Genomic DNA, 23,653 nt, shown 5'->3' with positions numbered 1-23,653 from the left:
GCGCAAGAAAAATGGCTGTGAAACAGTTCCGATGAAGCGGGAGAAACGGGAGGAGTGATGCCGCTATCGGCCGAACGCCTGAATTCCGTGCTTGCCAGCCTTGTGGCCGGCATGACCGGCTTGCGTCATGACGGGCGGTTCCATGAGCCGAATCTCGACGGCACGCCGGGCGACTATGTCAGCTTCGACAGCTGGGAATGGCCGCAAGGCGTCGGGCTCTACGGGCTGATTCGGCTGTGGGCGCAGACCGGCGACGATCGGCTGCTGCAGACGATCGAGGCCTGGTACGACCGACGCATCGCTGCCGGTCTCCCTGCGATGAACGTCAACACCACCGCGCCCCTTTTGGCGCTAAGCGAATTGTGGCGGCGCCGGCGCCAGCCGCGCTTCGAGCCGGTGCTGCGCGAATGGGCCGAGCGGGTGGCCACCGCCTTGCCACGGACGCCCGAAGGCGGTTTCCAGCATGATGTTTCGGACCGGGTCAACGACGACGAATTGTGGGACGACACGCTGTTCATGGTGGCGCTGTTCCTCGCATCCTACGGCCAGGCTGCCGGCCAGCGTCGCTTCGTCGAGGAAGCAGAAAGGCAATTCCTGGTCCACGCCCGTTATCTCGCTGACCCGGCATCAGGGCTGTGGTTTCACGGCTGGACGTTCGCGGGACGGCACAATTTCGCCCGCGCGCGTTGGGCGAGAGGCAATGCCTGGATTACCGTCGGCATCCTGGAACTGGTGGAGTTCGCCGAAATTGCACCTTCGGTCCGGGCCTATCTGCTCGGCGTGCTGGACACGCAGATCAACGCCCTGCTCGAGGTGCAGGCAGGTTCGGGCGCATGGCACACTCTGCTCGACGACCCGACATCTTACGAGGAGATTTCCGCCACGGCCGGCTTCGGCTACGGGTTGATGAAGGCCGCGCGGCTCGGAATCGGCTCGACAGAGTGCCGTGCCGCCGGCCTCCGCGCCTTGGAAGCCGTGGTAGCCAACATCGATGACAAAGGTGTGGTGGCGAACGTGTCCTATGGCACACGCATGGGCGCCGACCTGCAGTTCTATCGCGATATACCCATCCATCCGACGGGCTACGGGCAGGCGCTGGCCATTCTGTGCCTGACCGAAGGGGCGCGTCATCTGCAGTCGAAGGTGGAGGCGGCATGATGCGGACGCTCTATGGCGCGTCGCCGGGCGATATTGCCGGCATGGACACGGACCGGCTGAGGGCCGAGTTCCTCGTCGACGGCTTGTTCCGGCCTGGCGCGATCGAATTCGTCTACACCCATGTCGACCGCATGATCGTCGGTGGCGCGGTGCCGCTGGCCAACCCGCTGGCATTCGGCGACGGGGCCGAAGTCGGCACCCCGCTCTTCTTTGACGCGCGCGAGATGGGCATCGCCAATCTCGGCGGCAATGGCACGGTCGCGGTGGACGGCCGGCGCTTTCACGTGGCTAACCGCGACATCGTCTATGTCGGACGCGGAGCGCGTGAGGTGACGCTGGAGAGCGACGATCCGGAGAGGCCGGCACGCTTCTACATGAACTCGGTGCCGGCTGGCGCCGATATTGCGCACCGTCTCATCGTCAGCAGCGAAGCCAGGCCGCTTGTGCTCGGCGAGGAGGCCCGTGCGAACAGGCGCACGCTGCGTATGTACATCCATCCCGAAGTGGCCCCGTCCTGCCTCTTGCTGATGGGGATCACCGACCTCGCGCCGGGCAGTGTGTGGAACACCATGCCGCCGCATCTGCATGAGCGGCGCATGGAAGCTTATTGCTATTTCGACCTCGCCGAGGCCGACCGTGTAATCCATCTGATGGGCCGGCCAGACAAGACGCGCCACCTGATGGTCGCTGACGGCGACGTCGTCCTGTCGCCTGCCTGGTCTATCCATATGGGTGCCGGCACCGGCCCTTATGCCTTCGTCTGGGGCATGACCGGCGAGAACCAGGCCTACACCGATGTCGATCCAGTTGCCGTGAAGGATTTGCGATGAGCGAGGCCGCGCAAAGCGTTCGGACGGATTTTACGCTGCGCCGGCCGCTCATGGCGGGGCAGCCAATCGTCTATTGGCGGCTCGGGTCTATCGCCGAGCAACGCTACGACGTGGCCGACCAGCCCATGCAAGGCGAGATGGATCCCTTCTTCTTCCTGACCAAGCACAAGAATTTCATTCCCCACGAATATCCGTGCCGCACGCAGTTCGCAGCGGAACGACGCGGCAAGCGACCACAGGTCAGCGCCGAATTCGGCGCCGAGCGCATCTGGCTGCCCTTCGCCTCGCCGCGCATCGACCTATCGGGCTTCTGGTTCCGGCCGACGGTGCTTGGAACCTGGGCCGAGACCACCATCGAGGCTGCCTCGACTGGCGAGGCGCTGGTGCGGCTGCGCACATGCGGCGGCGCCACACTCTTTGCCAATGGCGAGGAAGCCGGCTGGATGGCGCCCTACGGCCGCAATCTGGAAAGTGCCGAGCACTTCAAGATCGCGCTGCGGGCCGGCCGTAACGACATTCGCGTGTGGTTCGACGATCTCGCCGAGCGCGACGCCCGCTACTATTTCCAGCTCGATTATCTATCCGGTCCGGCTGCTTCGGTGGCACTGCGGATCGAAGTCGAGAGCGGCGTTGCCGATGCGATAGAAGCAGCCCTTGACGACATGCATTTCGACCGTCCCGCCTATGACGGCGGCGAGGTGGCGCTCGTCACCGGGGTGGCCCTGCCGCGCGACGCGCAAGTCGAGATCGAGATCGAAGGCGATTTCATGTCGATCGAGACGCCGGTGCGCTTCGCCTTCGATCTGCCGGCGGGCCAGACGCGGCTGCCGATCGCCGATACCGAGCAGCTGCCGGCCGACTTTCGCCATTTCAAGGTGGCGCTGACGGTCGCAGACCATGCCGTATCGCGTGTCTTCGGCGTCGAGATATGCCACACGCGCCGTCAGGGCGATGCGCCGGAAACGCTTACCGCGCGTATAGATGAAGCCCTGCGCGAGGTCGCCGGTCACGCCGAGGCCGATACGGTGCGCGCGCTGGCGCGCCTGGCGATCGGACAGCAGGGCGCCGAGACCGACGCCATGATCTCCGGCACGCTGCCGGCGATCGAGGATTGTCACGATTGCGCCGACTTCATCCTGGTGCCGCTGCTGTGGTGCCGCAAGGCCTATGGCGATCGGCTGGAAGCGAGCCTGCGCGCGCGCGTCGACAACGCCATCCTCGGCTATCGCTACTGGATGGACGAGCCCGGCAATGATGTGCAGTGGTACTTCTCCGAGAACCACGCGCTGCTCTTCCACACCGCCGCCTATATTGCCGGGGGCCTGTTGCCTGATGTGCGGTTCGTGCGGTCGGGCCGCCTTGGCCGCGAACAGTCCGCGGTTGGAGCAGCGCGTGTACGCGCCTGGCTCGACCATTTCGAGGCATGGGAGATGGCCGAGTTCAACTCGGCGCCTTATTTCCCGATCGACCTCAAGGGCCTGTGCGCGCTCTACGCGCTGGCCCCGGACAAGGACATCGCCGAACGTGCCGGCAAGGCAATCATACGCCTGCTTGAACTCGTCGCCCGCTCGGCGCATCGCGGCATCCTCACCGGGGCGCAGGGCCGCTCCTATGAGCACACGCTGCGCGCCGCGTGTTCCCTGGAATTATCCGGCATCTGCCGCATGCTTTGGGGCAAGGGCAACTACGGCATGCGCTTTCACGCGCTGCCGCAGCTGGCACTCTGCCTGCGGGATCACGATTTGAGCGTTCCGGACGGGTTGGCAGCCATTGCTTCCCTCACCGACGATACGGCGTGGGAATGGACTTTTGCGCAGGGACAAAATCGCTTCGCGCGGCTCTACCACTACAAGACGCGCGACCATGCGATGGGCAGCGCCGCTGGCTACCGCTGGAACCAATGGGGTTATCAGGAGACCGTCATTCACGCCCGGCTGGGCAAGAATCCGGATGCGCAGATCTGGATCAACCACCCCGGCGAAGTGCTGCAGTCGGGATATGGCAGACCATCATATTGGGGTGGCTCAGGCACGTTGCCCCGCCTTCACCAATACCGCGACCTCGCCGTCGTCAGCTTCTCCTGCTCGGATGAACAGCCCGACTTCACGCACGCCTGGTTTCCCGTACGTGCCTTCGATGCCGTGCAAGTGGGTGGCGATCGGGCGTTCGCGCAATCGGGCGACGCCTTCGTCATGCTGAAGACGGATGTTCCGCTCACGCAGGTAGTGGCCGGCCCGACGGCCGGCAACGAGTTGCGGGCGGCGGGACGCAGGACGACATGGATCATTCGCCTCGGTGACCGGAATGCCAATCGGCCGGCCCTCGACGCCTGGACTGCCGTTTTTGGGGACCTGTCGGTGCGGTCGGGTCCCGACGGCGAGTTGATCGTCGAGGATCCGGAATACGGCACGGTGCATTTCCTCGCCGACGCAAGGATCGTGGCTGAGGGACGTACACTCGATCCGGCCAACTGGACCGTGCGCGGTGAGGCGATGCGCATGAAGCACAGAGAGTAGGGAGGAGATCGGCTGCGACGCTCAAGAGGAGGAGGGCGTAGCAGGCTTGAACCATCGGGGCGCCGCCCCGCTAAAGGAGGAGACGAAGCATGAATAAGACCCGCACTTTGCTGGCCGCGCTATCGGTCAGCCTGCTCGCATCGACCAGCGCGTTTGCCGGCGACGTGCGCATCATGTGGTATTCGGACGGTGTCGAGGGCGATGTCATCCAGGACATTCTGAACCGCTTCATGAAGGACAATCCCGACATCCACGTCACGCTCGACAACGTCGCCTACAAGGTGATCCAGGAGCAGTTGCCCATCCAGCTCGAAGCCGGCCAGGGTCCGGACATCGCCCGCGTCACAAACATCAAGGAGCTTGCCCAGCACTGGCTCGATCTCAGGCCACTGGTGGCCGATCCGAAATATTGGGAGGACAATTTCGCTGACACGCTGGACTGGATGCGCCCCGACGGCTCCAACGCCATCCCGGGTTTCATGACCCAGCTCACGCTCACCGGCGGCTTCGCCAACAAGACGCTGTTCGAACAGGCCGGCGTGCCGCTGCCCGGTGACAAGGCGACCTGGGACGACTGGATCAACGCCGCCGCCGAGGTGGCGAAGAGCCAGCAGCTTCCGGCTGCCTTCGCCATCGACCGTTCCGGTCACCGCATTTCGGGCCCGAATGTCTCCTTCGGAGCGAACTATATCGGCCCCGATGGCATGCCGGCGAAAGTGGACGACGGCACCAAGGCTTTCGTCGGCGGGCTCGTCGACTGGACCGCCAAGGGCCTGATGCTGAAGGATACCTGGGTTTCGGCGGCAGGCTCGACCTATCGCGCGGCCGCCGACGACTTCATCAACGCCCAGATCCCGTTTTATTATTCGGGCAGCTGGCAGGTCGCCAATCTATCGACCAAGATCGGCGATAGTTTCGACTGGGTGGCGACCGGCTCGCCTTGCGGTACCGCAGGCTGTTCGGGCGTGAAGGGCGGCGCGGCGCTGGTCGCCATCAAATACACGAAGAATCCCAAGGACGTCGCCAAGGTCATGGATTATCTAGCCCGTGAAGACGTGGTAAAAGAGTTCAGCGAGCGCACACTGTTTCTGCCCGCGCACAAGGGCGTCGTAGACAAGGGCGGGCTGAAATGGGTCTCGGCCGACAAGAACGTCGGTCCGGCGCTCGACAAGTTCGTCAAGGCGGCGGGTGAAACCCTGCCGGCGGCCGATGCGCTGCCGCCGTGGAAGTGGGCCAACGCTTACTTCGCCGCGCTGGTGACGCGCGTCAGCCAGGTGATGGCCGGCGAGCTCAGCCTCGACGATGCCTGGGGCAGGATCGACCAGGATATCGCCGACAAGGTTGCCGAGGCGAAGTGACCGCCGCCGCGACACTGAAGGCATGGATTGGCGCCGCCCTCGCGGCGCCGGTCGTGTGGCTGGCGTCGATCGTCAACGTGCCGCTGAAGTTCTGGCAGCGAGCGACGGGCACCGGCGGCATGGCCGCGTTCTTCCTCGCCCCAAACATGGCGATCTTCGGCATTTTCGTCCTGGTGCCGATGATCATCAACTTTTTCTATTCGGCCACGTCGGGAACGGCCTACTTCCTGCAGGACCGAACCTATGTTGGGCTCGAGCAATATCAGCGCCTGCTCGATTGCGGCAACTACCTGGACACTGCCACTTGCCACGAGGATCTCTTCTGGAAGGCCGTGCACAATACCGGCCTGTTCGTCGTCGTGCAGGTGGCGCTGATGACGGTCGTGTCGATGGCGACAGCGTTGATCCTCAACCGCGAGATCGTCGGGCGCAGCTTCTGGCGCGCGGTGTTCTTCTTTCCGGTGCTGCTGTCGCCCGTCGTCACCGGCCTGATCTGGCGTTGGATCCTGCAGCGCCAGGGCCTGCTCAACCTGATCGTCCATGATCTGGGCGGCGAGCCGCACAATTGGCTGACAGACCGTTTCTGGGCTTTCACCGCCGCGGTCAGCGTTTCGGTTTGGGCACATATGGGCTTCTATACGCTGATCTTGCTTGCCGGATTGCAGGCGATCCCGCGCGACCTTTACGAAGCGGCCGAGATGGACGGCACGAAGCCGGCGCGGGTGTTCTGGCGCATCACGCTGCCGCTGCTGATGCCGAATCTGCTTGTCGTCATCGTACTGGCGCTGATCCGCGCTGTGCAGATCTTCGACGAAGTCTATGTGCTGACGGGTGGAGGGCCGGGAACCTCGACCCTCTATATCACGCAGTACATCTATGAGATCGGCTTCGCCTCCCTGCTGCGCAACCCGGGGCTGGCTTCGGCGGCTTCGATCCTGATGGGGTTGGTGCTGGTCGTGCTCACCTTGGTTCAGCTGCAGGTTGGACGCCGGGGTGAGCGGAAAGGAGCCCGCGAATGAGCGGCGTGATGACATTCCTGACCCGCCGGCGCGGCGGTCGCGGCTGGCACTGGACGGATATCGTGAGCTGGCTGTGGCTGCTCGGCGGCGTTGTCATCATGTTCGGCCCGGCCGTCTGGCTGGTGGGTTCGTCATTCAAGACGCCGGCACAGCTCGCCGAGTTCCCGCCGACCATAATGCCTTATGTCAGCCAACACGCGAGGGTCGAAGGCTACGACAAGCCGCTGACCCTCTACAGGGTGAAGTTGCCGGATGGTTCGACCAAGGTGCTGGCCGAGGTGCGGCGCATCGGCATCGTGGCGCAAATGGTGGATCCGCAGGCGCCGAACGATATCGTGAAGGTCAACATCGCCGACCGGCAGCCGGTGCGCGAAATCGGCTTCGCGACGGAGAATTACACCGAGCCCTTCGTCCATTTCGACTTCCTGCGCTATCTGCGCAATTCGGTTTTTGTGACGGCAATGGCAACGCTGATCACGCTGCTCACCAATTCGATGGCCGCCTTCGCCTTGTCGAAATACAAGTTCCGCGGTCGCGATCTGACGATGCTTGTGATCGTCGGTACGCTGATGGTGCCGCTGTCGGTCATCCTGGTGCCGCTCTATTCGGTTGTGGGCGCCGTCGGACTGCTCGATTCGCTGTGGGGCGTGATCTTGCCGACCGTGGCGACGCCAACCGGCGTCTTCCTGCTGCGCCAATATATGCTGACTATCCCCGACGAGCTGCTCGATGCGGCGCGCATGGACAACGCTTCCGAATGGCAGATCTACTGGCGCATCGTATTGCCGCTTGCAGCACCGGCGCTCGCCGTGCTGGCGATCTTCTCGGTCGTCTGGCGCTGGAACGACTTTCTGTGGCCGCTGGTGGTGCTGTCGCGCAAGGAACTCTACACACTCCAGGTCGGCCTCAACACCTATGCCGGCCAGCTAAACGTGCAGTGGCACTACATCCTGGCGATGACCGTGGTGACGATGATCCCCGTCGTCCTCGTCTTCGTCTTCCTGCAGCGTTACATCACTTCCGGCATTGCCGGCACCGGGCTGAAGTGAGGATGTCATGGGACGGATAACGCTGACCAACATTGATCGCGCTTACGGCAAGATGAAGATCTTGCACGGTATCAACCTCGACGTCGGTGACGGCGAGATGCTGGTCCTCGTCGGCCCGTCGGGTTGCGGCAAGTCCACGCTGCTGCGGTTGATTGCCGGGCTCGATCGGCCGACCGACGGCAAGGTCGAGATCGACGGGGTCGACGTCACCAACGTTTCGGCCGCGCAACGCGGTCTGGCGATGGTGTTCCAGTCTTACGCGCTCTACCCGCACATGAGCGTGCGCCAGAACCTCGCCTTCGGGCTTGAAAACATTCGTATGCCGAAGGCCGAGATCGACGCGCGGATCACGGAAGCGACGCGCATGCTGGAAATTGCTCCCTATCTAGACCGCCGGCCCGGTCAATTGTCGGGCGGCCAGAAGCAGCGCGTGGCGATCGGCCGTGCGGTGGTGCGCAATCCGACCGCCTTTCTGCTCGATGAACCGCTGTCCAACCTCGATGCCGAACTGCGCATCACCATGCGCGCTGAACTGGCGGGCCTGCACCGGCGGCTGGCAACCACGATGGTCTACGTCACCCATGACCAGATCGAGGCGATGACGCTGGCGGACCGCATCGTGGTCATGCGCTCGGGGCGGATCGAACAGGTCGGCCGGCCGCTCGATCTCTACAACGCGCCGGCCAACCTGTTCGTCGCCGGCTTCATCGGCGCGCCGCGGATGAACCTGCTGCCGGTGAAGGTGCGTTCGGCAAGCGGCGCCGAGGTGCGTGTCGAAGGTCCAGGCGGGCTGTCGGCCTCGATCGCCGCCGACGGGGTCGCGCTGAAACCGGGAGACGACGCGACGCTTGGCATCCGGCCACACGACATCCAACTTTCGAATGGCAGCAAGGGATCGGTGGAAGCGCGGGTAACGCTGGCCGAGGCGTTGGGACCGGAAACCGTTGTCCACGCCACCATTGCCGGCGACGGCAAACTTATCGCCGTTCTCAAGCAGCAGGGCGTTGAAACGCAAGGGCCGCCGATCAACCTCGCTCTGCCGCCGGAGCGCATGCATCTCTTCGATGCCGCCGGGCTGCGTGTCGCACCGCGTTAGCCGGCGGCAAGATAGCGGGTTGCTTTTCATGAACCGTCGCAACTGCGCACAGCGAACGCGTTGCGCGCTTGTCAAAATAGGTGAACGTTAAGACAACCGAACGCTTCAAGAGGGCGCCCTCTGCGATCATTGCTGCCAGGGTCTTCGGCAATACGGAGGTTCGCGCCGGCACGTTCGCGCGCCTGAATCCGGCTGACTGATAATACGACCTGTGCTGAGGTTCAGTACGAACTACCGATCAGGTTCTGTTGTCCGGCTTCGTCATCCAAAGGACCGGGATGCGCCCGATCACGCTTGCGCCATTTGGCATTCTGCTCTTCGCAGGCGCGATGTGGCTGCTGTCCGCTTCGACGAGCGGTAGCGGATCACCGGACCTGACCCTTGCTCTGCTGCTGCGAGGATTCGGCCTCGGCCTTCTGTTCGTGGCACTGACGCTGGTTACGCTGCAGGGCCTTGCCGCCAATGCGCTGCCGTTTGGCATCGGGCTATTCAACTTCGGCAAGCAGGTGGGCGGTCTGACCGGCACAGCCCTCTTGCAAACGTATATTGATCACCAGAATGTCCACAACCGGACGATACTGGCGTCCCACCTCGTCAATGGAGATCCAGCCGTAGACCAGCGCTTGAAAGCAACTGCGAACGCTCTGGCGAACAGTGTCGACAGCACTGCGGCGACAAAGGCCGCCCTGCCGCTGCTGCAGCGCGCGCTTGAGAAGCAGGTCGCCACGATCTCGTTCGACGAAGCTTTCTCCTCGTCCTGCTGTTCGCGGTCGCTGCGCCCTGTCTCATTCTGTCTCATTGTCGCCAAACAATTGCTCGGCCGCCAAGCCGCTCCGCAGAACTAAAACCGCGTCCACGCCCTATACTTTGGAACAGATGTATTGGTCGGGAGAGCCATCCAGATTATCTCATGAGCCGTGTTAACCGGACGAGACAGGGATGACGAATGCAGAGGTTTTTCCGGCTTCACTCTGCAGCCGACGAAGAGGCAGCCGAGCGTCTTACCTGTCCGGCTCGTATTCCCAGTGGTAGGTGTTGATGCATCGATCCGCGTCGCTCCTCGCGCGAGGCCATCGTTAGGGCCCCCCGTAGCGGCGATATCTCCGCGCAATGCATGGATTTCCATGAGATGCAGCCGAGGCATGGCGGAACTAGATTTAGGCGGTGAGTTCGCCTGTCCAGATATTGAAAACAAGTGCTATATCAAGCGCTGACCGTCCCCAGGCTTTTTTGTCCGACAGGAGAAGCCAATGACAGCAGCGTCCAACTCACTTGGCGAAATCGATCCCGAAGCAACGCTTGCGCTGCAAATCATCGAGAGCATGCCCGGCCACGCGTGGGCAGCCGATGCCGCCGGAAGATTCACCTATCTCAGCCCAAACACCCTGGCGTTCCTCGGCAACACGCATGAGGGTCTCAACACTTCCGAAGACGACGATGAGTTCGGCTGGCGTCGAGCCGTCCATCCCGACGATTATGATCCTGTAGCCGCCAGATGGCGGCATTGCCTCGAAACCGGCGATCCCTATGATACCGAGCATCGCCTGCGGCGCGCCGATGGCGTCTATCGCTGGTTTCGAAGCTCAGGACGACCATTTCGCGATAGCCAGGGGCGCATCGTTCAATGGTACGGCACGACAATAGACATTGAGGACCAGAAGCGGGCCGAGTCAGCATTGCGTGACCGGGAGCGGGAACTCTCGCAGCTCGTGGACATGGTCCCGAGTCACATCTGGCGGCTCGATCCCGACGGCGAGCCGATCTTCTTCAATGGGCGCATGGTCGACTTTCTCGGCCTCGATGTAGCGGATCTGGACCGACCGGGCATGAGCCGGCTGGCGGTGATGATACAGGCCGCCGTTCATCCGGACGACGCGGCAGCATTCGGCGATGCACTCCGTGGTTGCTTCGCTACCGGTGCGAGCTTCGCGATGCGCTATCGCCTGCGCCGTGCCGATGGCGTCTATCGCTGGATGTCGAGCCGGGCGGAGCCGATGCGCGATGACGCTGGCCGCATCGTCCAGTGGTACGGCCTCTGTCACGACATAGACGATCAGATGCACACCGAAGCGGCGTTGCGGCAGAGCGAGCAGCAACTTCAGCACATGATCGACGCGGTGCCGGTCCGCATCTGGAGTGTGATGCCGACCGGCGGGCCGGTCTACTTCAACAAGCGATACCAGGACCATTTCCGCTCCGTTATCGCGAACTTTGATGTGCTCGGCGAGCCGGGCATCGAAACGTTGCTGCACGAGGTGATTCATCCCGAAGATGCGCCCGAGGTGCAGCGCACGTTGTTGAGGTGTTTCGAAACTGGCGGCGGCTCCGCGATGCGGTTTCGCTGGCGCGAAAAAGACGGCACCTATCGCTGGGCTGAGTGTAGGGTCGAGCCGCGACGCGATGACGACGGAACGGTAGTGCAGTGGTACGGGGTTTCTCTCGACATCGACGATGAGGTGCGCGCGCAGGCGGCGTTGCGCAAAAGTGAGCGGCGCCTTCAGCAGCTGATCGACACCGTGCCCGCTTTGATCTGGAGTACGACACGGGAAGGGACGCCTTCCTACGTCAACAAACGGTTCACCGATGTAACCGGGGCCACGCTCCACGACATCACCGCCCCGGACGGCTCGCCGTCGCTGAGCGTGATCCATCCAGACGATATCGACACCGCACGGCAGGCGATCCGCCATTCATTCGCAACGGGCGTGCCTTACGTTCAGAGATATCGCCAGAGGCGGGCCGACGGCGGCTATCGCTGGACCGAGACTCGCGCCGAGCCGCTGCGCGACGAAGATGGCAGCATTCTCCAATGGTACGGCGTGAGCGTCGACATCCATGACCTGGTGACCACGCAAGCCGCGTTGCACGACCGGGAACGAGAGCTCTCGCAACTCGTCAACATGGTTCCGAGCTACCTCTGGCGGCTGTCTCCCAACGGTGAGCCGACCTTCTTCAACAAGCGCCTGATAGATTTTCTCGGCCTGGACATAGCGGACGCGGAAAAGCCGGACACGAGCCGGCTGGCGGCCTTCATTGCCACCGTCGTCCATCCCGACGATGCAGCCAGCCTGAGGGAAGCACTCGACAGCTGCTTTGCCACCGGCGAGCGATTCTTCATGAAGTATCGCCTGCGCCGTGCCGATGGCGTTTATCGTTGGATGGAGGGCCGTGCGGAGCCACTGCGGGACCAGGGTGGACGCATCGTCCAATGGTACGGCCTTACGCACGACATCGACGATCAGCTGCGCGTCGAAGAGGCGCTGCGCGAGAGAGAACGGGCTCTCTGGCAGCTAGTTGAAACGCTGCCGGCAATGATCGATTGCGCCGCGCCGGATGGCGAACCGATATATCGCAGCCAGCAGCTCCGCGAATTCCTCGGATACAATCTTGAGGAATTGGACGAAGCGGGAAAGTCCCGGCTGGCTGGCACACTCGACGCCGGTGTTCATCCCGACGACCTGACAGGTGTCAAAGAGAGATATGCCGATTGTCTGTCCACAGGCGAGCCGTATGCGCGACGGCACCGTCTGCGGCGCTTCGATGGTGAATATCGCTGGGTCGAGACGCGCGCCGCGCCGATGCGCAACGCTGAAGGCGCCATCGTGCAGTGGAACGTTATCTGCCTCGACATCGAAAATGAGATGCGGACACAAGAGGAGCTTCGGCTGGCACAAGAGAGACTTGCGCGTGCGAGCCAGGCGGCGAGCCTTGCCGAACTCTCCGCATCCATCGCTCATGAGGTGAACCAGCCGCTGGCCGCCATCGTCGCCAACTCCAACGCATGCCACCGTTGGCTGTCCGCCGAGCCCCCGAACGTCGAGCGCGCGAAGATCACGGCCGAGCGTATCATCCGCGATGCCAACTCGGCGGCGGATGTCGTCAGCCGCATCCGTGCCTTGTTCAGACCTTCGCTTGAAATGAGAACCAGCACACCGATCCCCAGCGTCGTTGCCGAAGCACGTGACCTTATGGCCGAGGAAGCCATGCGGCGTCGCGTTCGGATGGACATCGACGTCGAAAGCAACCTTCCGCTGGTTGCGTTCGATCGCGTCCAGATCCAGCAGGTCCTGGTCAATCTCATTCGCAACGGCATGGAGGCGATGGACACCACGGCGGGCGACAAGGTTCTCGGAATGCGCGTGCGCCGGATAGAGGACACGATCCAGACCGAGGTCCGCGACCGAGGCCCGGGTATCGAACGTCCTAACAAGATATTCGAGCCGTTCTTTACAACGAAAGGGAACGGAATGGGCATGGGGCTCGCGATCTCCCGTTCGATCATCGAGTCTCACGGCGGACGCCTTTGGGCGGAGAATAGCGTGCCGCGTGGGGCGACATTCATCTTCACCCTCCCGGTTGAAGCGAAAGCTGCGCAATAACTGGCGGCGCTCAGTAAGCGCTTGGTTTTTTCGGCTCTCGGTGAAGGGGCGCCGCCGCCCCGTGCAATGCATGGATTTCCATGAGGTGCGGTTGGGGCGTGGCGGGATTAGGGTGGCGACGTGAGTCCGTCAGCCCAGTCCAGCTATCAAGAGCAAGTGCCACACGAAGCGCCGACAATCTCCAGAGTTTGTTTGTCCGTCAGGGGCACCCGATGACGACAGCGCCCGACTTACTTGGCGAGACCGATTCCAGCGCAACGCTCGCGTTAACGCATGACTTGGACCGATCCGGACCGGGAAGTGGCCGACCTTTCGCGACGAATGAACCGGGCCTGATTCGCGGCAACCTGATTAGCGATCTTGAAAGAGGCGGGTTGTCGCGCGTCTGGTCGCACCGTCCCCAATTCTTGCATCTGGGGCTTTTTATTACGGCCTATGTCCTGGGCTGCGGCTTCGCCCAGTCGCTCGCAATCATACCTGGAACAGGGATTTCCATTTGGCCTCCGAGCGGGCTTTTCATCGCTACGCTTGTCTTCGCCTCCAGGTATAGCTGGCCGTGGTGGGTGCTGGGGGGCTGTCTGGCAGAACTGTTCAGCAACTTCTTGTGGTTCCACACTCCGCTGCCCGCGGCCTTCCTGATCTTTGCCGGCAACGCTCTTGAAGCGGTGGCCGGCGCATGGCTTGTGAACCAGACCTGCAAGCGCCCAGTTCGGCTGGAAACGTTGCGGGACGTTCTCGCATTCGTCGCACTGGCCGCTGGAGTTGCGCCAGTTGCAAGCGCGACGGTGGGAAGTGCGGCGCTTTCGTGGTTTGGCATACAATCGCAAACCTTTGCGACGGCTTGGCCGCTGTGGTGGATCGGAGACGCGACGGGAGTCCTGATCGTAGCGCCACTGGCGCTGGTCGTGTTCCAGAACTGGCGCGGCAAGGCGCAGCTCTCGGCAGCGCGATGGATGGAAGCTTGCGTCCTGGGGCTGATCTTTCTTGGTATCGCCGCCCTTTCCTTGAGCGGCTATCTGCCCTTCGCCTACATCATCATGCCGCCTCTTCTTTGGGCCGCGGTGCGCTTTGAGTTCCGAGGCGCCGCCGTAGCATTGACCGTTCTCGCTCTGATCACGGCGGTATTCACGATATCCGGCGCCAGCCAATTTGCCGGCGATCCCGAGTCCCAGAAGCACAACCAGATCATGCTGCAGCTTTTTCTGGCCATCTCGGCATTTTCGGCGCTCGTCGTGGCCGCCATTTCCAGGCAGCATCAGGCGGCGGTGCTCACTTTGCGCCAAAGTGTGGAGACCTTGCGGGAGCGGGAGCGAGAACTCTCGTTGCTGGTCGAAATGATCCCCGCTCACATCGCCCGTATGGCGCCCAACGGCGAACCAACCTTCTTCAGCAAGCGCACGACAGACTATATCGGCCTCAACGACATCGCGGGCTGGGACAAGCCGGGCACGAGCCGCCTGGCGACCGTAGTCGCGGCAGCCGTCCATCCCGACGATGGACCCAGGATGAGAGAATGGCTCAGCCGCTCCCTCGCCACCGGCGAACCCTATCCCATAAGGTATCGCCTGCGTCGCGCTGACGGTGTCTACCGCTGGAGGGAGGGCCGCGCCGAGCCGCTGCGGAACCAGAGTGGGGCGATCGTGCAATGGTACACGGCCAGCATCGACATCGACGATGAGGTGCGCGCGCAGGAGGCATTACGCGACCGGGAGCGGGAGCTCTCGCAGCTTGTCGACATGGTTCCGAGCCACGTTTGGCGCCTGACGCCGGACGGCGAGCCGACCTTTTTCAACAAGCGAATGGTCGACTTTCTCGGCCTTGACGTAACGGATTTGGACAAACAGGGCATCGGCCGGCTGGCGGCGATGATAGCGGCCACCGTCCATCCGGACGACGCAGCAGCATTCGGCGATACGCTCAGTCACTGCCTTGCTACCGGCGAGCGCTTCTCCATGAGGTATCGCCTGCGCCGCGCCGATGGCGTCTATCACTGGATGTCGAGCCGGGCAGAGCCGATGCGCGATCACGCTGGCCTGATCGTGCAGTGGTACGGCCTCTGTCACGACATAGACGATCAGATGCAAGCCGAAGAGGCGCTGCGGCGGAGCGAATTGCAGCTTCAGCAGATGATCGACGCTGTGCCGGTCCGCATTTGGAGCGCGATGCCGACCGGCGGGCCGGTCTACTTCAACAAGCGATACCAGGACCATTTCCGCGCCGTCATCGCCAATTTCGAAACACTCGGAGAGCCGCGCATCGAGGAATTGCTGCAAGAACTGGTTCATCCCGAAGATGCTCCCGAGGTGCTGCGCACGTTGCTGAGCTGTTTCGAAACAGGCGGCGGTTCCGCGATGCGGTTTCGCTGGCGCGAAACAGATGGCTATCGCTGGGCGGAGTGCAGGGTCGAGCCGCGGCGTGATGAAGACGGCGCGGTTGTGCAATGGTACGGGGTTTCCCTCGACATCGACGAAGAGGTGCGCGCCCAGGAAGCGCTGCGACAAGCCTCCGACAAACTCGCGCAAGCCACTCAGGCTGCAAGTCTCGCCGAGCTTTCCGCTTCGATCGCGCACGAGGTGAATCAGCCGCTGGCCGCGATCGTCGCCAATTCCCATGCATGCCACCGTTGGCTGTCCGCCGCCCCTCCGAACGTCGAACGCGCGAAGATTACGGCCGAGCGCATAATCCGGGACGCCAATTCGGCGGCGGACGTCGTCGGCCGCATTCGCGCGCTGTTCAAGCAATCCACCGAGACGAGGACCAATGCGACGCTCAGCAGTGTCATCGCAGAGGCACGCGACCTCGTGACCGAGGAAGCGATGCGGCGGGGCGTTCGCATCAGCGTTGATGTCGGAAGCGACATTCCGCTAGTCGCGTTCGATCGCGTCCAAATCCAGCAGGTTCTGGTCAATCTCATCCGCAACGGCATGGAGGCGATGGACTCTGGTGCGGATGACGGAGTTATCAGCATCCGCGTGCGCCATATCGGGGATGTTGTCCGGACCGAAGTCAGAGATCGCGGCCGGGGCGTCGAGTTTCCCGACCGGATATTCGAACCGTTCTTTACCACGAAAGAGCAAGGGATGGGCATGGGACTGGCGATCTGCCGTTCGATCATCGAGTCGCACAGCGGGCGTTTATGGGTCGAGAAGAACGAACCACGTGGAGCGACGTTTATCTTCACGTTGCCGATTGAAGCGAAAGCGGCGTGATGACGACGGACGGCCAAATTGTCTTCATCGTAGATGACGATGAACGCATCCGGGAGGCGCTCAGTGAGCTGCTGGCCGCACATGGCATGCGTGCCGTAGCGTTCGGATCGGCGGGCGATTATATCCGCGCTGACAAGCCGGACGTCCCTGCCTGCCTCATCCTCGATATCGAGTTGCCGGATATTAACGGCCTCGATCTGCAGCGGCAGATTGCCGAGGGCGATCATCCGCCGATCGTTTTCCTGACGGGACATGGCGATATCCCGTCCTCGGTGCGTGCGATCAAGCACGGCGCCGTGGATTTCCTGACCAAGCCCTTCAGCGATGCAGACCTCATGGCCGCAATCCATGCGGCGATTGCCCAGGATCGGGTACAGCGATCGGAGCGCGCCGAGCTGGGTGTGTTGAAGCAACGTTATCTCGAGCTGACGCCGCGCGAACGTGAGGTGCTACCGCTGGTGGTCAGCGGCTTGCTCAACAAGCAGGCCGCCGCTGAACTGGGGATCAGCGAAGTTACGCTGGAAATTCATAGAAGGAACGTCATGCAGAAGATGGTCGCGGCGTCGCTCGCCGACCTAGTGCGCATCGCCGAGCGATTGGGAATACCGATCACGCACTCGCGCCGGGCAGGGGGTAACTGAGGGTGAGCAAGCGGAGGCCTGTCGTGGCGATTGTCGACGATGACCCAAGACTGCTCGAGTCGCTGGAGGACCTTCTGGAGTCCGCCGGGTATGTGGCCCGCAGCTTCTCGTCGGCGGGGGCGTTGCTGGTCAGCGGCCTGTCTGGATTGGACATGCTTATCACCGACATCGGGATGCCCGGCATGGACGGCTTTGAACTTCGTGACTTGGTCAAGAAGGCGCGTCCGGACCTGCCTGTGTTCCTGATCACGGGCCGCCACGAGATAGTGGATCAGCACCGCGCCAAGGGCATTGGCGGGCTTTTCCGCAAGCCGTTCGATGGCCAGGCACTGCTTGCGGCGATCGGCGACGCTTTACGCAACCCAGAAACGGAGGCTAAACATGAGAGTTGACCAATTGCCCTTACCGAGATCGACGCCATCATCACAGCAGCGAAGGGCTGAAGCCGAGCAGCCGCTGGTCATTATTGTCGATGATGATGCCTCTGTTCGGGAGGCGCTGTCTGAATTGATCCTGTCGGCGGGTTTCCTGCCGGTGTGCTTTACCTCAACCCGTGAATTGCTTGACGCCGACGTGTTGGAGAGCCCCGGCTGCTTGATCCTCGACGTGCGCATGCCGGGCACGAGCGGTCTCGATCTGCAGCACCATCTTGCGAAAAACGGCAACCCCAAACCCATCATCTTCCTGACCGGGCATGGCGACATCCCGATGACTGTCCAGGCGATGAAGGCCGGCGCCGTGGACTTTCTCACCAAACCGGTGCGGGATCAGACGCTGCTTGACGCTGTGATCGCCGGCATTGCGGTGGATGCCAAACGGCGGGCGGATGCCGTGATCGTCAAGCGCAATATCGAGCGCGTCGAGACGCTGACGCCGCGCGAGCGCGAGGTCCTGCGTGAAGTGGCGCGCGGACGCCTCAACAAGCAGATCGCCTTCGACCTCGGCATCAGTGAAGTGACGGTCAAGCTTCACCGCGGCAATGTCATGCGCAAGATGGAAGCCGCTTCCATCGGTGAGCTGATCCGGGCGTGGGAAACGCTGCCCGCGCCGATGCGCGAGGTCTAGAATTTGGCACAAGCCGATCCATGCCCATCCAATAGGATCGCCCGGCCCGCCCGGCCATTTCAGGTGCTTTCTCAGCGCGCCCAGGCCTTCCTGCCTGTTGGTACGCTCGTGCTGCTGCGGGTGATCCTGATGTACATCGGTGGTCCTGTTGGGTGTTTCGCGGCAAGGCCCGCGCCAAACATCGGTTACCACTGAGCGGCGCTCTTTGGCAGCGCCAGTCTGACCGACAAACTCGCAACATTTCATGCAACAGCAACTGACGCCGGCCGTGCCGCGTCGGTCCCCGCGCCGCTACCCAAGCCTAAATTGACGTGTGTCTATAAGAGCTTGCCTTAGCCCGGCCCTATCTTCGGCGTGCCTGCCCTGCACTTTGGCATCGTATGACAGATGCTTCCGTAGAGTAGGTTCGCGGCCCGGATCGGTGCATCCTGTTCCTCGCAAGCCATCACGACCGTCGCGTTTCTACCGCTCCTCGCTCGCTCCTCCCCGAACGCGACCGCACAGGCCGACTCGACGGTCGTGATGGTGAGCAGGATGTTCAAAGCACATGGATGGACATGATGAACAAAGACGGACTTTTCTCCGTCGGCGGATCTCGCCGCGATGTCTTGTTGGCAGGCCTGATCTCTACGGTTGCCGCCGGACTGCCCCGCGCTGCTTCGGCAACGAGCCGAAAACAAAACCTTCCCTCTTCCCCCTCAATCAAAGGAACCAAGACGATGAGCACCATCACGACCAAGGATGGCACCGAAATCTACTACAAGGATTGGGGCAAGGGTCCTGTCGTCACGTTCTCGCACGGCTGGCCGCTGAATTCCGACGCCTGGGACGGCCAGATGCTCTTTTTTGCCCATAACGGCTTTCGCGTCGTTGCGCATGACCGGCGCGGCCATGGCCGATCGAGCCAGGCCACGTCCGGCAACGACATGAACGGCTATGCGGACGATCTTGCAGCCGTGATCGAGGCGCTGGATCTCCGGGACGCCACGCTGGTCGGCCATTCCACCGGAGGAGGCGAGGTTGCTCGCTATATCGGACGGCACGGGACGAAGCGGGTGGCCAAGGCTGTCCTTATCGCCGCTGTTCCGCCGATCATGGTGAAAACGCCGGCCAATCCGGAAGGTCTGCCAATCGAGGTATTCGACGGCATAAGGGCTGGCCTCGTCAAGGATCGTTCGCAGTACTACCGGGACCTCGCACCGTTGTTTTATGGCGCGAACAGGCCGGACGCCAAGGTTTCCCAGGGGACTCTGGATCAGTTCTGGCTCTGGAGCATGCAGGCGGGTCTCGTGAACGCGTACGAAAGCGTCAAGGCGTTCTCCGAGACCGATTTTACCGAGGACCTCAAGAAGTTCGACGTACCAACCCTCGTCCTGCATGGCGAAGACGATCAGATCGTCCCCGTCAAGGACTCGGCAGTCAAGTCGGCCCGATTGATCAAAGGCGCAAAGGATATCTATTACCCCGGCGCGCCCCACGGGATCACGGCCACACACCAGGATCAGGTCAATGCTGATCTGCTCGCCTTCATCAAAGGATAGCACGCCCTCAGTCACGACCGCATGTTGTCCGCAATTCCTTGGAGCCGCCGATGACCACCTTTGGCAATATTTCGCGCGCCCTGAACCGCATTTCGGGTGGCGCGCCAGGTCAAACCTTGTGCGCTCGCATAGCCGAGCGGTGGCCTGAATGCTGGTTCTGTCGGCTCATGTCCCGGATTGTGGAACCGAACCACTGCGCCATCGAGCTGGAGCGCTGGCAGAGGCGCGAAACATATGCTGCGCCACGGCTGCCGCTCGGGCAACTGCGCCTGTGCAGCGCGGAGGCGATCGCCGGCGTTCGACACTACGTCGCGCTGTCGGGGGTCGCCGCCGCGCGCTTGTTCTGCCTTGAAGGCCAAAGCGCTCTGCAAGACGTCAAACTGGCTAAGCGCCCGGAGTTTATCAATCGGTAGCCGTTTGCGATTGCCGCTCATTTTGGCGGTCTCAATTCGGCGTGAAATTTTCTTGGCCAGCAGTTGCGACTATCGCAGCAGCACCGGCACTATTTTTCGAAGGCAGGAACGACATGGGCGTACTCTCGGGGTGGTCACCGGCGGAAACAGCGGGATCGGACTATCGGCTGCAAAAATCTTTGCGGCCGAGGGCGCGCAAGTCGTCATTACCGGCCGCCGGCGGCAGGCGGTCGAGGAAGCGGTCGCACAGATCGGGGCAGGCGCGCTGGGCATTCAGGGAAATGTGGCCGACGTGTCGCACCATGACGAGGTAGCGCAACAGATCCGCCAGAGGTTCGGGGCGCTCGACATCTATATGGCGAACGCCGGCATAAACACCATCACGCACTCGGCCGACGTCTCCGAGGCAGAATATGATGCGCAATTTGCCGTCAATACGCGAGGCGTCTTCTTCGCGTCCAGAAGCTGATTCCGATCATGCGGAATGGCGGCGCAATCATCCTCACAGGCTCGCTGGCCAGCGAGAAGGTTCTGGACGGTCATGCTGTTTACGCGGGCTCGAAGGCGGCCATAAATGCCTTTGCGCGCGCTTGGGCGATCGAACTGAAGTCTCGCGGCATCCGGGTCAACGTGCTCAGCCCAGGTCCGGTGGATACGGCTATTCTCGATAAGCTAGGCATACCGTTTGAGCAGCGCGGGCTGTTTGAAAAGGCGATGGCGGAGGCAATACCCCTGGGCCGGATGGGGCAGCCGGAAGAGCTGGCAAAAGCCGCCCTGTTCCTTGCCTCGGACGCGAGCAGTTTCGTCACGGGCATCAATCTGCGGGTCGACGGCGGGATGGCAGTGCTCTGAGCCACGACTGCGATGTCGCGCCAATAGACTGGCGAATAACGCCGGTCCGGCTGTTTGACCCATACCAAGGCATTTGGCGATGCGGGCCGAAGGCCAGGAACTATGTCGTTGACGAGAGGAGGCTTTGCCGCCGTGTTCGATCCGGCCGGCTCACCAGCGCTCAACGGATCGACCGCGCCAGGCTCTCGCCACGGCGGCAGCGGCGTCTTGCAAACACAACTCTCTGGCCGCGCGCCCTCAGTGTCTGTTCCGGCGACCGCCGCCAATGCACACCCCGCATAGATACCTCAATCATGCTGCAGGGCACCTGATCTCCCTGGTGACCTACCCTGCACCTTGGCATTGTATGACAGACCCTTCCGCACAATAGGTTGGCGGGCCGCGTCGGCGCATTCTCCTGAGCATTGGTCACCACAGGCCACACGGGAGAAAGCAAATGCGAAACATAACTCGAGTCCTGGCCCTCACCGCAGCGCTTGCCGCGTCGGGCGGCGGGATGGCGCAGGCCGCGAATTCTCAGCCCAAGCCGACGATCGTACTGGTGCACGGCGCCTTCGCGGAATCGTCGAGCTGGGATGCAGTCATCACCAAGCTCAGCAAAGACGGTTATGTAGCGATAGCCGCAGCTAATCCGCTCCGCGGCGTTGCCAGCGATGCGAAAGCAGTCTCAGCCATCGTCCGGTCGGTTTCCGGGCCGGTCGTGCTGGTGGGGCATTCCTACGGCGGGCCTGTCATCACCGAGGCCGCCAATGGCAATCCCAATGTGAAGGCATTGGTCTACGTGGCAGGTTTCGCGCCGGATACCGGCGAATCGAGCCTTACGTTGTCCAGCATGTTTCCCGGCAGCACCTTGGGGAGCGCGCTTGCTCCAGTCGCGTTGCCGGACGGCGGACAAGACCTCTTCATCGAGCCGGCCAAGTTCCGCGCCCAGTTCGCCGCCGACGTTCCGCAAGAGCAGACTTTGCTGATGGCTGCCACTCAACGCCCTGTTGCGCAGGCGGCTCTGGCTGAAGCCTCGGGCGTCGCCTCATGGAAGACGCTGCCGTCCTACATGATCTACGGCTCGGATGACCGGAACATCCCGGCAGCCGTCATGAGCTTCATGGCCAAGCGTGCGCATGCGGTAAAGACCGTCGTCATCGAGGGTGCGTCCCATGCGCTCATGGTTTCGCATCCCGACGAGGTCACGTCACTCATCGAGGATGCTGCTGCATCGGTCAGTCAGTAGCAGGCCGGAAACGCCCAGCATCCGATCGAGCAACGAAAAATAGACACGCAACACCAGGAGACCAGACATGAAGATCGTCGTCATCGGCGGAACCGGGCTGATCGGTTCAAAGACCGTGGAGAGACTGCGAAACAAAGGACACGACGTGCTTGCGGCGTCGCCGAATTCGGGCGTCAACACCGTTACGGGAGAGGGTCTGGCGGCCGCGCTTGCCGGTGCGCAGGTCGTCGTCGACCTCGCGAACTCGCCGTCGTTCGAGGAAAAGGCTGCCCTGGAGTTCTTCGAGGCATCCGGGCGTAATCTTTTTGCCGCCGAAACGGCCGCCGGCGTCCGTCATCACGTGGCGCTGTCGGTCGTCGGTACCGACCGGCTGCAGGGCATGGGCTATTTCCGCGGCAAGTTGCTTCAGGAAAAGCTGATCAGGGAGTCCGGAATTCCCTACACCATCGTTCACGCCACTCAATTCTTCGAATTCACCGCCGCCATCGCAAACACGGGCGCCGTCGGGGATACCATTCATATGTCGCCGGCCTACTTCCAACCCATGGCGGCTGATAATGTTGCCGATGCGATGGCGGACGTCGCGCTTGCCGCGCCGTTGAACGGCATGATCGAAATTGCCGGCCCGGAGCGTGTCCGCATGAGCGAACTTGTCGAGCGCTTCCTGAAGGCCACCAACGACCCGCGCAAAGTCGTCCCGGATCCCGGCGCGCTCTACTACGGCCAAGTGGCAATCGACGATCGAACGCTGGTGCCCGGCGAGAACGCGCGCATCGGCGCCGTGCGTTTCGATGATTGGCTCAGCCGATACACACCACCGAAGTAAGTAATCATCGGATAGGCCCGCCATTCGCACAACAAGGAGACCAGACATGATCAAAACACTTCTCTGCGCCGCGCTCACCTCCGCTTCCGTCACCGCAGCAATGGCCAATGACGCCGCCAACGTAAAGCTTGTCTACGACCAGGCTCTTCCAAACGTGCCCGGCAAGAGCATGAAAGCCGTGCTCGTCGAGTACGCGCCTGGGGGTACGTCGCCGGCTCATACCCATCCCAAATCCGCGTTCATCTATGCCACGGTCCTGGAGGGGGCGATCCGAAGCCAGGTCAACGACGGGCCGGTGAAGACTTATCGCGCCGGCGAGAGTTTCTCGGAATTCCCTGGCGACCGTCATGCCGTCAGCGAAAACGCCAGCAAGACGGAAGGCGCTCGTCTGCTTGCTATTTTCGTCGTCGACACCAGCGAGACGGAACTTACGACGAACGCGAAATGAAATCGTAGCCCCCGGGACCATCGGG

The 23,653-nt window shown here is 62.4% G+C and carries 18 protein-coding genes and 1 pseudogene; all 19 read left to right on the top strand.

From position 1 onward, the window contains the following. Positions 1–57: 57 nt before the first annotated feature. The 19 genes and pseudogenes from bglB to NKJ32_RS16985 all read left to right on the top strand — a co-directional run bounded on the left by bglB (position 58) and on the right by NKJ32_RS16985 (position 23,628). A complete protein-coding gene (gene bglB, locus NKJ32_RS17075) occupies positions 58–1,158 on the top strand; it encodes a beta-galactosidase BglB (protein ID WP_352592475.1) in 1,101 nt (366 codons plus the stop codon). Then, positions 1,155–1,988, top strand: a complete 834-nt coding sequence (gene kduI, locus NKJ32_RS17070) for a 5-dehydro-4-deoxy-D-glucuronate isomerase (RefSeq protein WP_051406061.1) — start codon at positions 1,155–1,157, stop codon at positions 1,986–1,988. The genes bglB and kduI overlap by 4 nt, the downstream gene beginning before the upstream one ends. Then, on the top strand, positions 1,985–4,504 hold the full coding sequence (locus tag NKJ32_RS17065; RefSeq protein WP_502896944.1) for a hypothetical protein: 2,520 nt from the start codon (positions 1,985–1,987) through the stop codon (positions 4,502–4,504). The genes kduI and NKJ32_RS17065 overlap by 4 nt, the downstream gene beginning before the upstream one ends. An 89-nt stretch (positions 4,505–4,593) precedes the next feature. Further along, positions 4,594–5,862: an ABC transporter substrate-binding protein gene (locus NKJ32_RS17060; protein ID WP_352786834.1), complete on the top strand. Its 1,269-nt coding sequence runs from the start codon at positions 4,594–4,596 to the stop codon at positions 5,860–5,862. After that, positions 5,859–6,881 carry a carbohydrate ABC transporter permease gene (locus tag NKJ32_RS17055; protein WP_502896943.1) on the top strand — a complete coding sequence of 341 codons (1,023 nt, stop codon included), beginning with the start codon at positions 5,859–5,861 and terminating at the stop codon, positions 6,879–6,881. Before NKJ32_RS17060 ends, NKJ32_RS17055 begins: the two co-directional genes overlap by 4 nt. Then, complete coding sequence (locus NKJ32_RS17050; protein WP_023674192.1) at positions 6,878–7,930, top strand: carbohydrate ABC transporter permease; 1,053 nt, start codon at positions 6,878–6,880, stop codon at positions 7,928–7,930. The genes NKJ32_RS17055 and NKJ32_RS17050 overlap by 4 nt, the downstream gene beginning before the upstream one ends. Positions 7,931–7,937: 7 nt before the next feature. Next, entirely contained in the window at positions 7,938–9,026 is a 1,089-nt protein-coding gene (locus NKJ32_RS17045; protein ID WP_352592481.1) for an ABC transporter ATP-binding protein, read from the top strand. 248 nt (positions 9,027–9,274) lie between these two features. Beyond that, a complete protein-coding gene (locus NKJ32_RS17040; RefSeq protein ID WP_352828126.1) occupies positions 9,275–9,871 on the top strand; it encodes an MFS transporter in 597 nt (198 codons plus the stop codon). A gap of 405 nt (positions 9,872–10,276) precedes the next feature. After that, complete coding sequence (locus NKJ32_RS17035; RefSeq protein ID WP_352592487.1) at positions 10,277–13,405, top strand: PAS domain-containing protein; 3,129 nt, start codon at positions 10,277–10,279, stop codon at positions 13,403–13,405. A gap of 374 nt (positions 13,406–13,779) precedes the next feature. Continuing rightward, positions 13,780–16,614 carry a sensor histidine kinase gene (locus NKJ32_RS17030; protein WP_352592675.1) on the top strand — a complete coding sequence of 945 codons (2,835 nt, stop codon included), beginning with the start codon at positions 13,780–13,782 and terminating at the stop codon, positions 16,612–16,614. Further along, entirely contained in the window at positions 16,614–17,255 is a 642-nt protein-coding gene (locus tag NKJ32_RS17025) for a response regulator transcription factor (protein ID WP_352622879.1), read from the top strand. The genes NKJ32_RS17030 and NKJ32_RS17025 overlap by 1 nt, the downstream gene beginning before the upstream one ends. Positions 17,256–17,257: 2 nt before the next feature. Further along, positions 17,258–17,647, top strand: a complete 390-nt coding sequence (locus NKJ32_RS17020) for a response regulator (RefSeq protein ID WP_023716983.1) — start codon at positions 17,258–17,260, stop codon at positions 17,645–17,647. Continuing rightward, a complete protein-coding gene (locus NKJ32_RS17015; protein WP_031211078.1) occupies positions 17,637–18,320 on the top strand; it encodes a response regulator transcription factor in 684 nt (227 codons plus the stop codon). Before NKJ32_RS17020 ends, NKJ32_RS17015 begins: the two co-directional genes overlap by 11 nt. Before the next feature lie 560 nt (positions 18,321–18,880). Next, entirely contained in the window at positions 18,881–19,861 is a 981-nt protein-coding gene (locus NKJ32_RS17010; protein WP_502902690.1) for an alpha/beta fold hydrolase, read from the top strand. A gap of 50 nt (positions 19,862–19,911) precedes the next feature. Next, on the top strand, positions 19,912–20,274 hold the full coding sequence (locus NKJ32_RS17005; protein WP_352592493.1) for a hypothetical protein: 363 nt from the start codon (positions 19,912–19,914) through the stop codon (positions 20,272–20,274). 91 nt (positions 20,275–20,365) lie between these two features. Continuing rightward, positions 20,366–21,126: pseudogene (locus NKJ32_RS17000) on the top strand (glucose 1-dehydrogenase). 436 nt (positions 21,127–21,562) lie between these two features. Further along, positions 21,563–22,354, top strand: a complete 792-nt coding sequence (locus NKJ32_RS16995; RefSeq protein ID WP_352592496.1) for an alpha/beta fold hydrolase — start codon at positions 21,563–21,565, stop codon at positions 22,352–22,354. 67 nt (positions 22,355–22,421) lie between these two features. Next, a complete protein-coding gene (locus NKJ32_RS16990) occupies positions 22,422–23,180 on the top strand; it encodes an SDR family oxidoreductase (RefSeq protein ID WP_023674205.1) in 759 nt (252 codons plus the stop codon). A 46-nt stretch (positions 23,181–23,226) separates the two neighbouring features. Further along, positions 23,227–23,628 carry a cupin domain-containing protein gene (locus tag NKJ32_RS16985; protein WP_352455791.1) on the top strand — a complete coding sequence of 134 codons (402 nt, stop codon included), beginning with the start codon at positions 23,227–23,229 and terminating at the stop codon, positions 23,626–23,628. Positions 23,629–23,653: the final 25 nt, after the last annotated feature.

Source organism: Mesorhizobium sp. M0159 (genome assembly GCF_040322295.1).
Classification (GTDB): domain Bacteria; phylum Pseudomonadota; class Alphaproteobacteria; order Rhizobiales; family Rhizobiaceae; genus Mesorhizobium.
The sequence above is the reverse complement of the archived record's forward strand: the minus strand, read 5'-3'. Positions and strand labels throughout refer to the sequence as shown.

Coding starts and splice junctions, on each gene's coding strand:
- bglB (WP_352592475.1), top strand. CDS start 58: ATGCCGCTATCGGCCGAACGCCTGAATTCCGTGCTTGCCAGCCTTGTG.
- kduI (WP_051406061.1), top strand. CDS start 1,155: ATGATGCGGACGCTCTATGGCGCGTCGCCGGGCGATATTGCCGGCATG.
- NKJ32_RS17065 (WP_502896944.1), top strand. CDS start 1,985: ATGAGCGAGGCCGCGCAAAGCGTTCGGACGGATTTTACGCTGCGCCGG.
- NKJ32_RS17060 (WP_352786834.1), top strand. CDS start 4,594: ATGAATAAGACCCGCACTTTGCTGGCCGCGCTATCGGTCAGCCTGCTC.
- NKJ32_RS17050 (WP_023674192.1), top strand. CDS start 6,878: ATGAGCGGCGTGATGACATTCCTGACCCGCCGGCGCGGCGGTCGCGGC.
- NKJ32_RS17045 (WP_352592481.1), top strand. CDS start 7,938: ATGGGACGGATAACGCTGACCAACATTGATCGCGCTTACGGCAAGATG.
- NKJ32_RS17035 (WP_352592487.1), top strand. CDS start 10,277: ATGACAGCAGCGTCCAACTCACTTGGCGAAATCGATCCCGAAGCAACG.
- NKJ32_RS17025 (WP_352622879.1), top strand. CDS start 16,614: ATGACGACGGACGGCCAAATTGTCTTCATCGTAGATGACGATGAACGC.
- NKJ32_RS17015 (WP_031211078.1), top strand. CDS start 17,637: ATGAGAGTTGACCAATTGCCCTTACCGAGATCGACGCCATCATCACAG.
- NKJ32_RS17010 (WP_502902690.1), top strand. CDS start 18,881: ATGAACAAAGACGGACTTTTCTCCGTCGGCGGATCTCGCCGCGATGTC.
- NKJ32_RS17005 (WP_352592493.1), top strand. CDS start 19,912: ATGACCACCTTTGGCAATATTTCGCGCGCCCTGAACCGCATTTCGGGT.
- NKJ32_RS16995 (WP_352592496.1), top strand. CDS start 21,563: ATGCGAAACATAACTCGAGTCCTGGCCCTCACCGCAGCGCTTGCCGCG.
- NKJ32_RS16990 (WP_023674205.1), top strand. CDS start 22,422: ATGAAGATCGTCGTCATCGGCGGAACCGGGCTGATCGGTTCAAAGACC.
- NKJ32_RS16985 (WP_352455791.1), top strand. CDS start 23,227: ATGATCAAAACACTTCTCTGCGCCGCGCTCACCTCCGCTTCCGTCACC.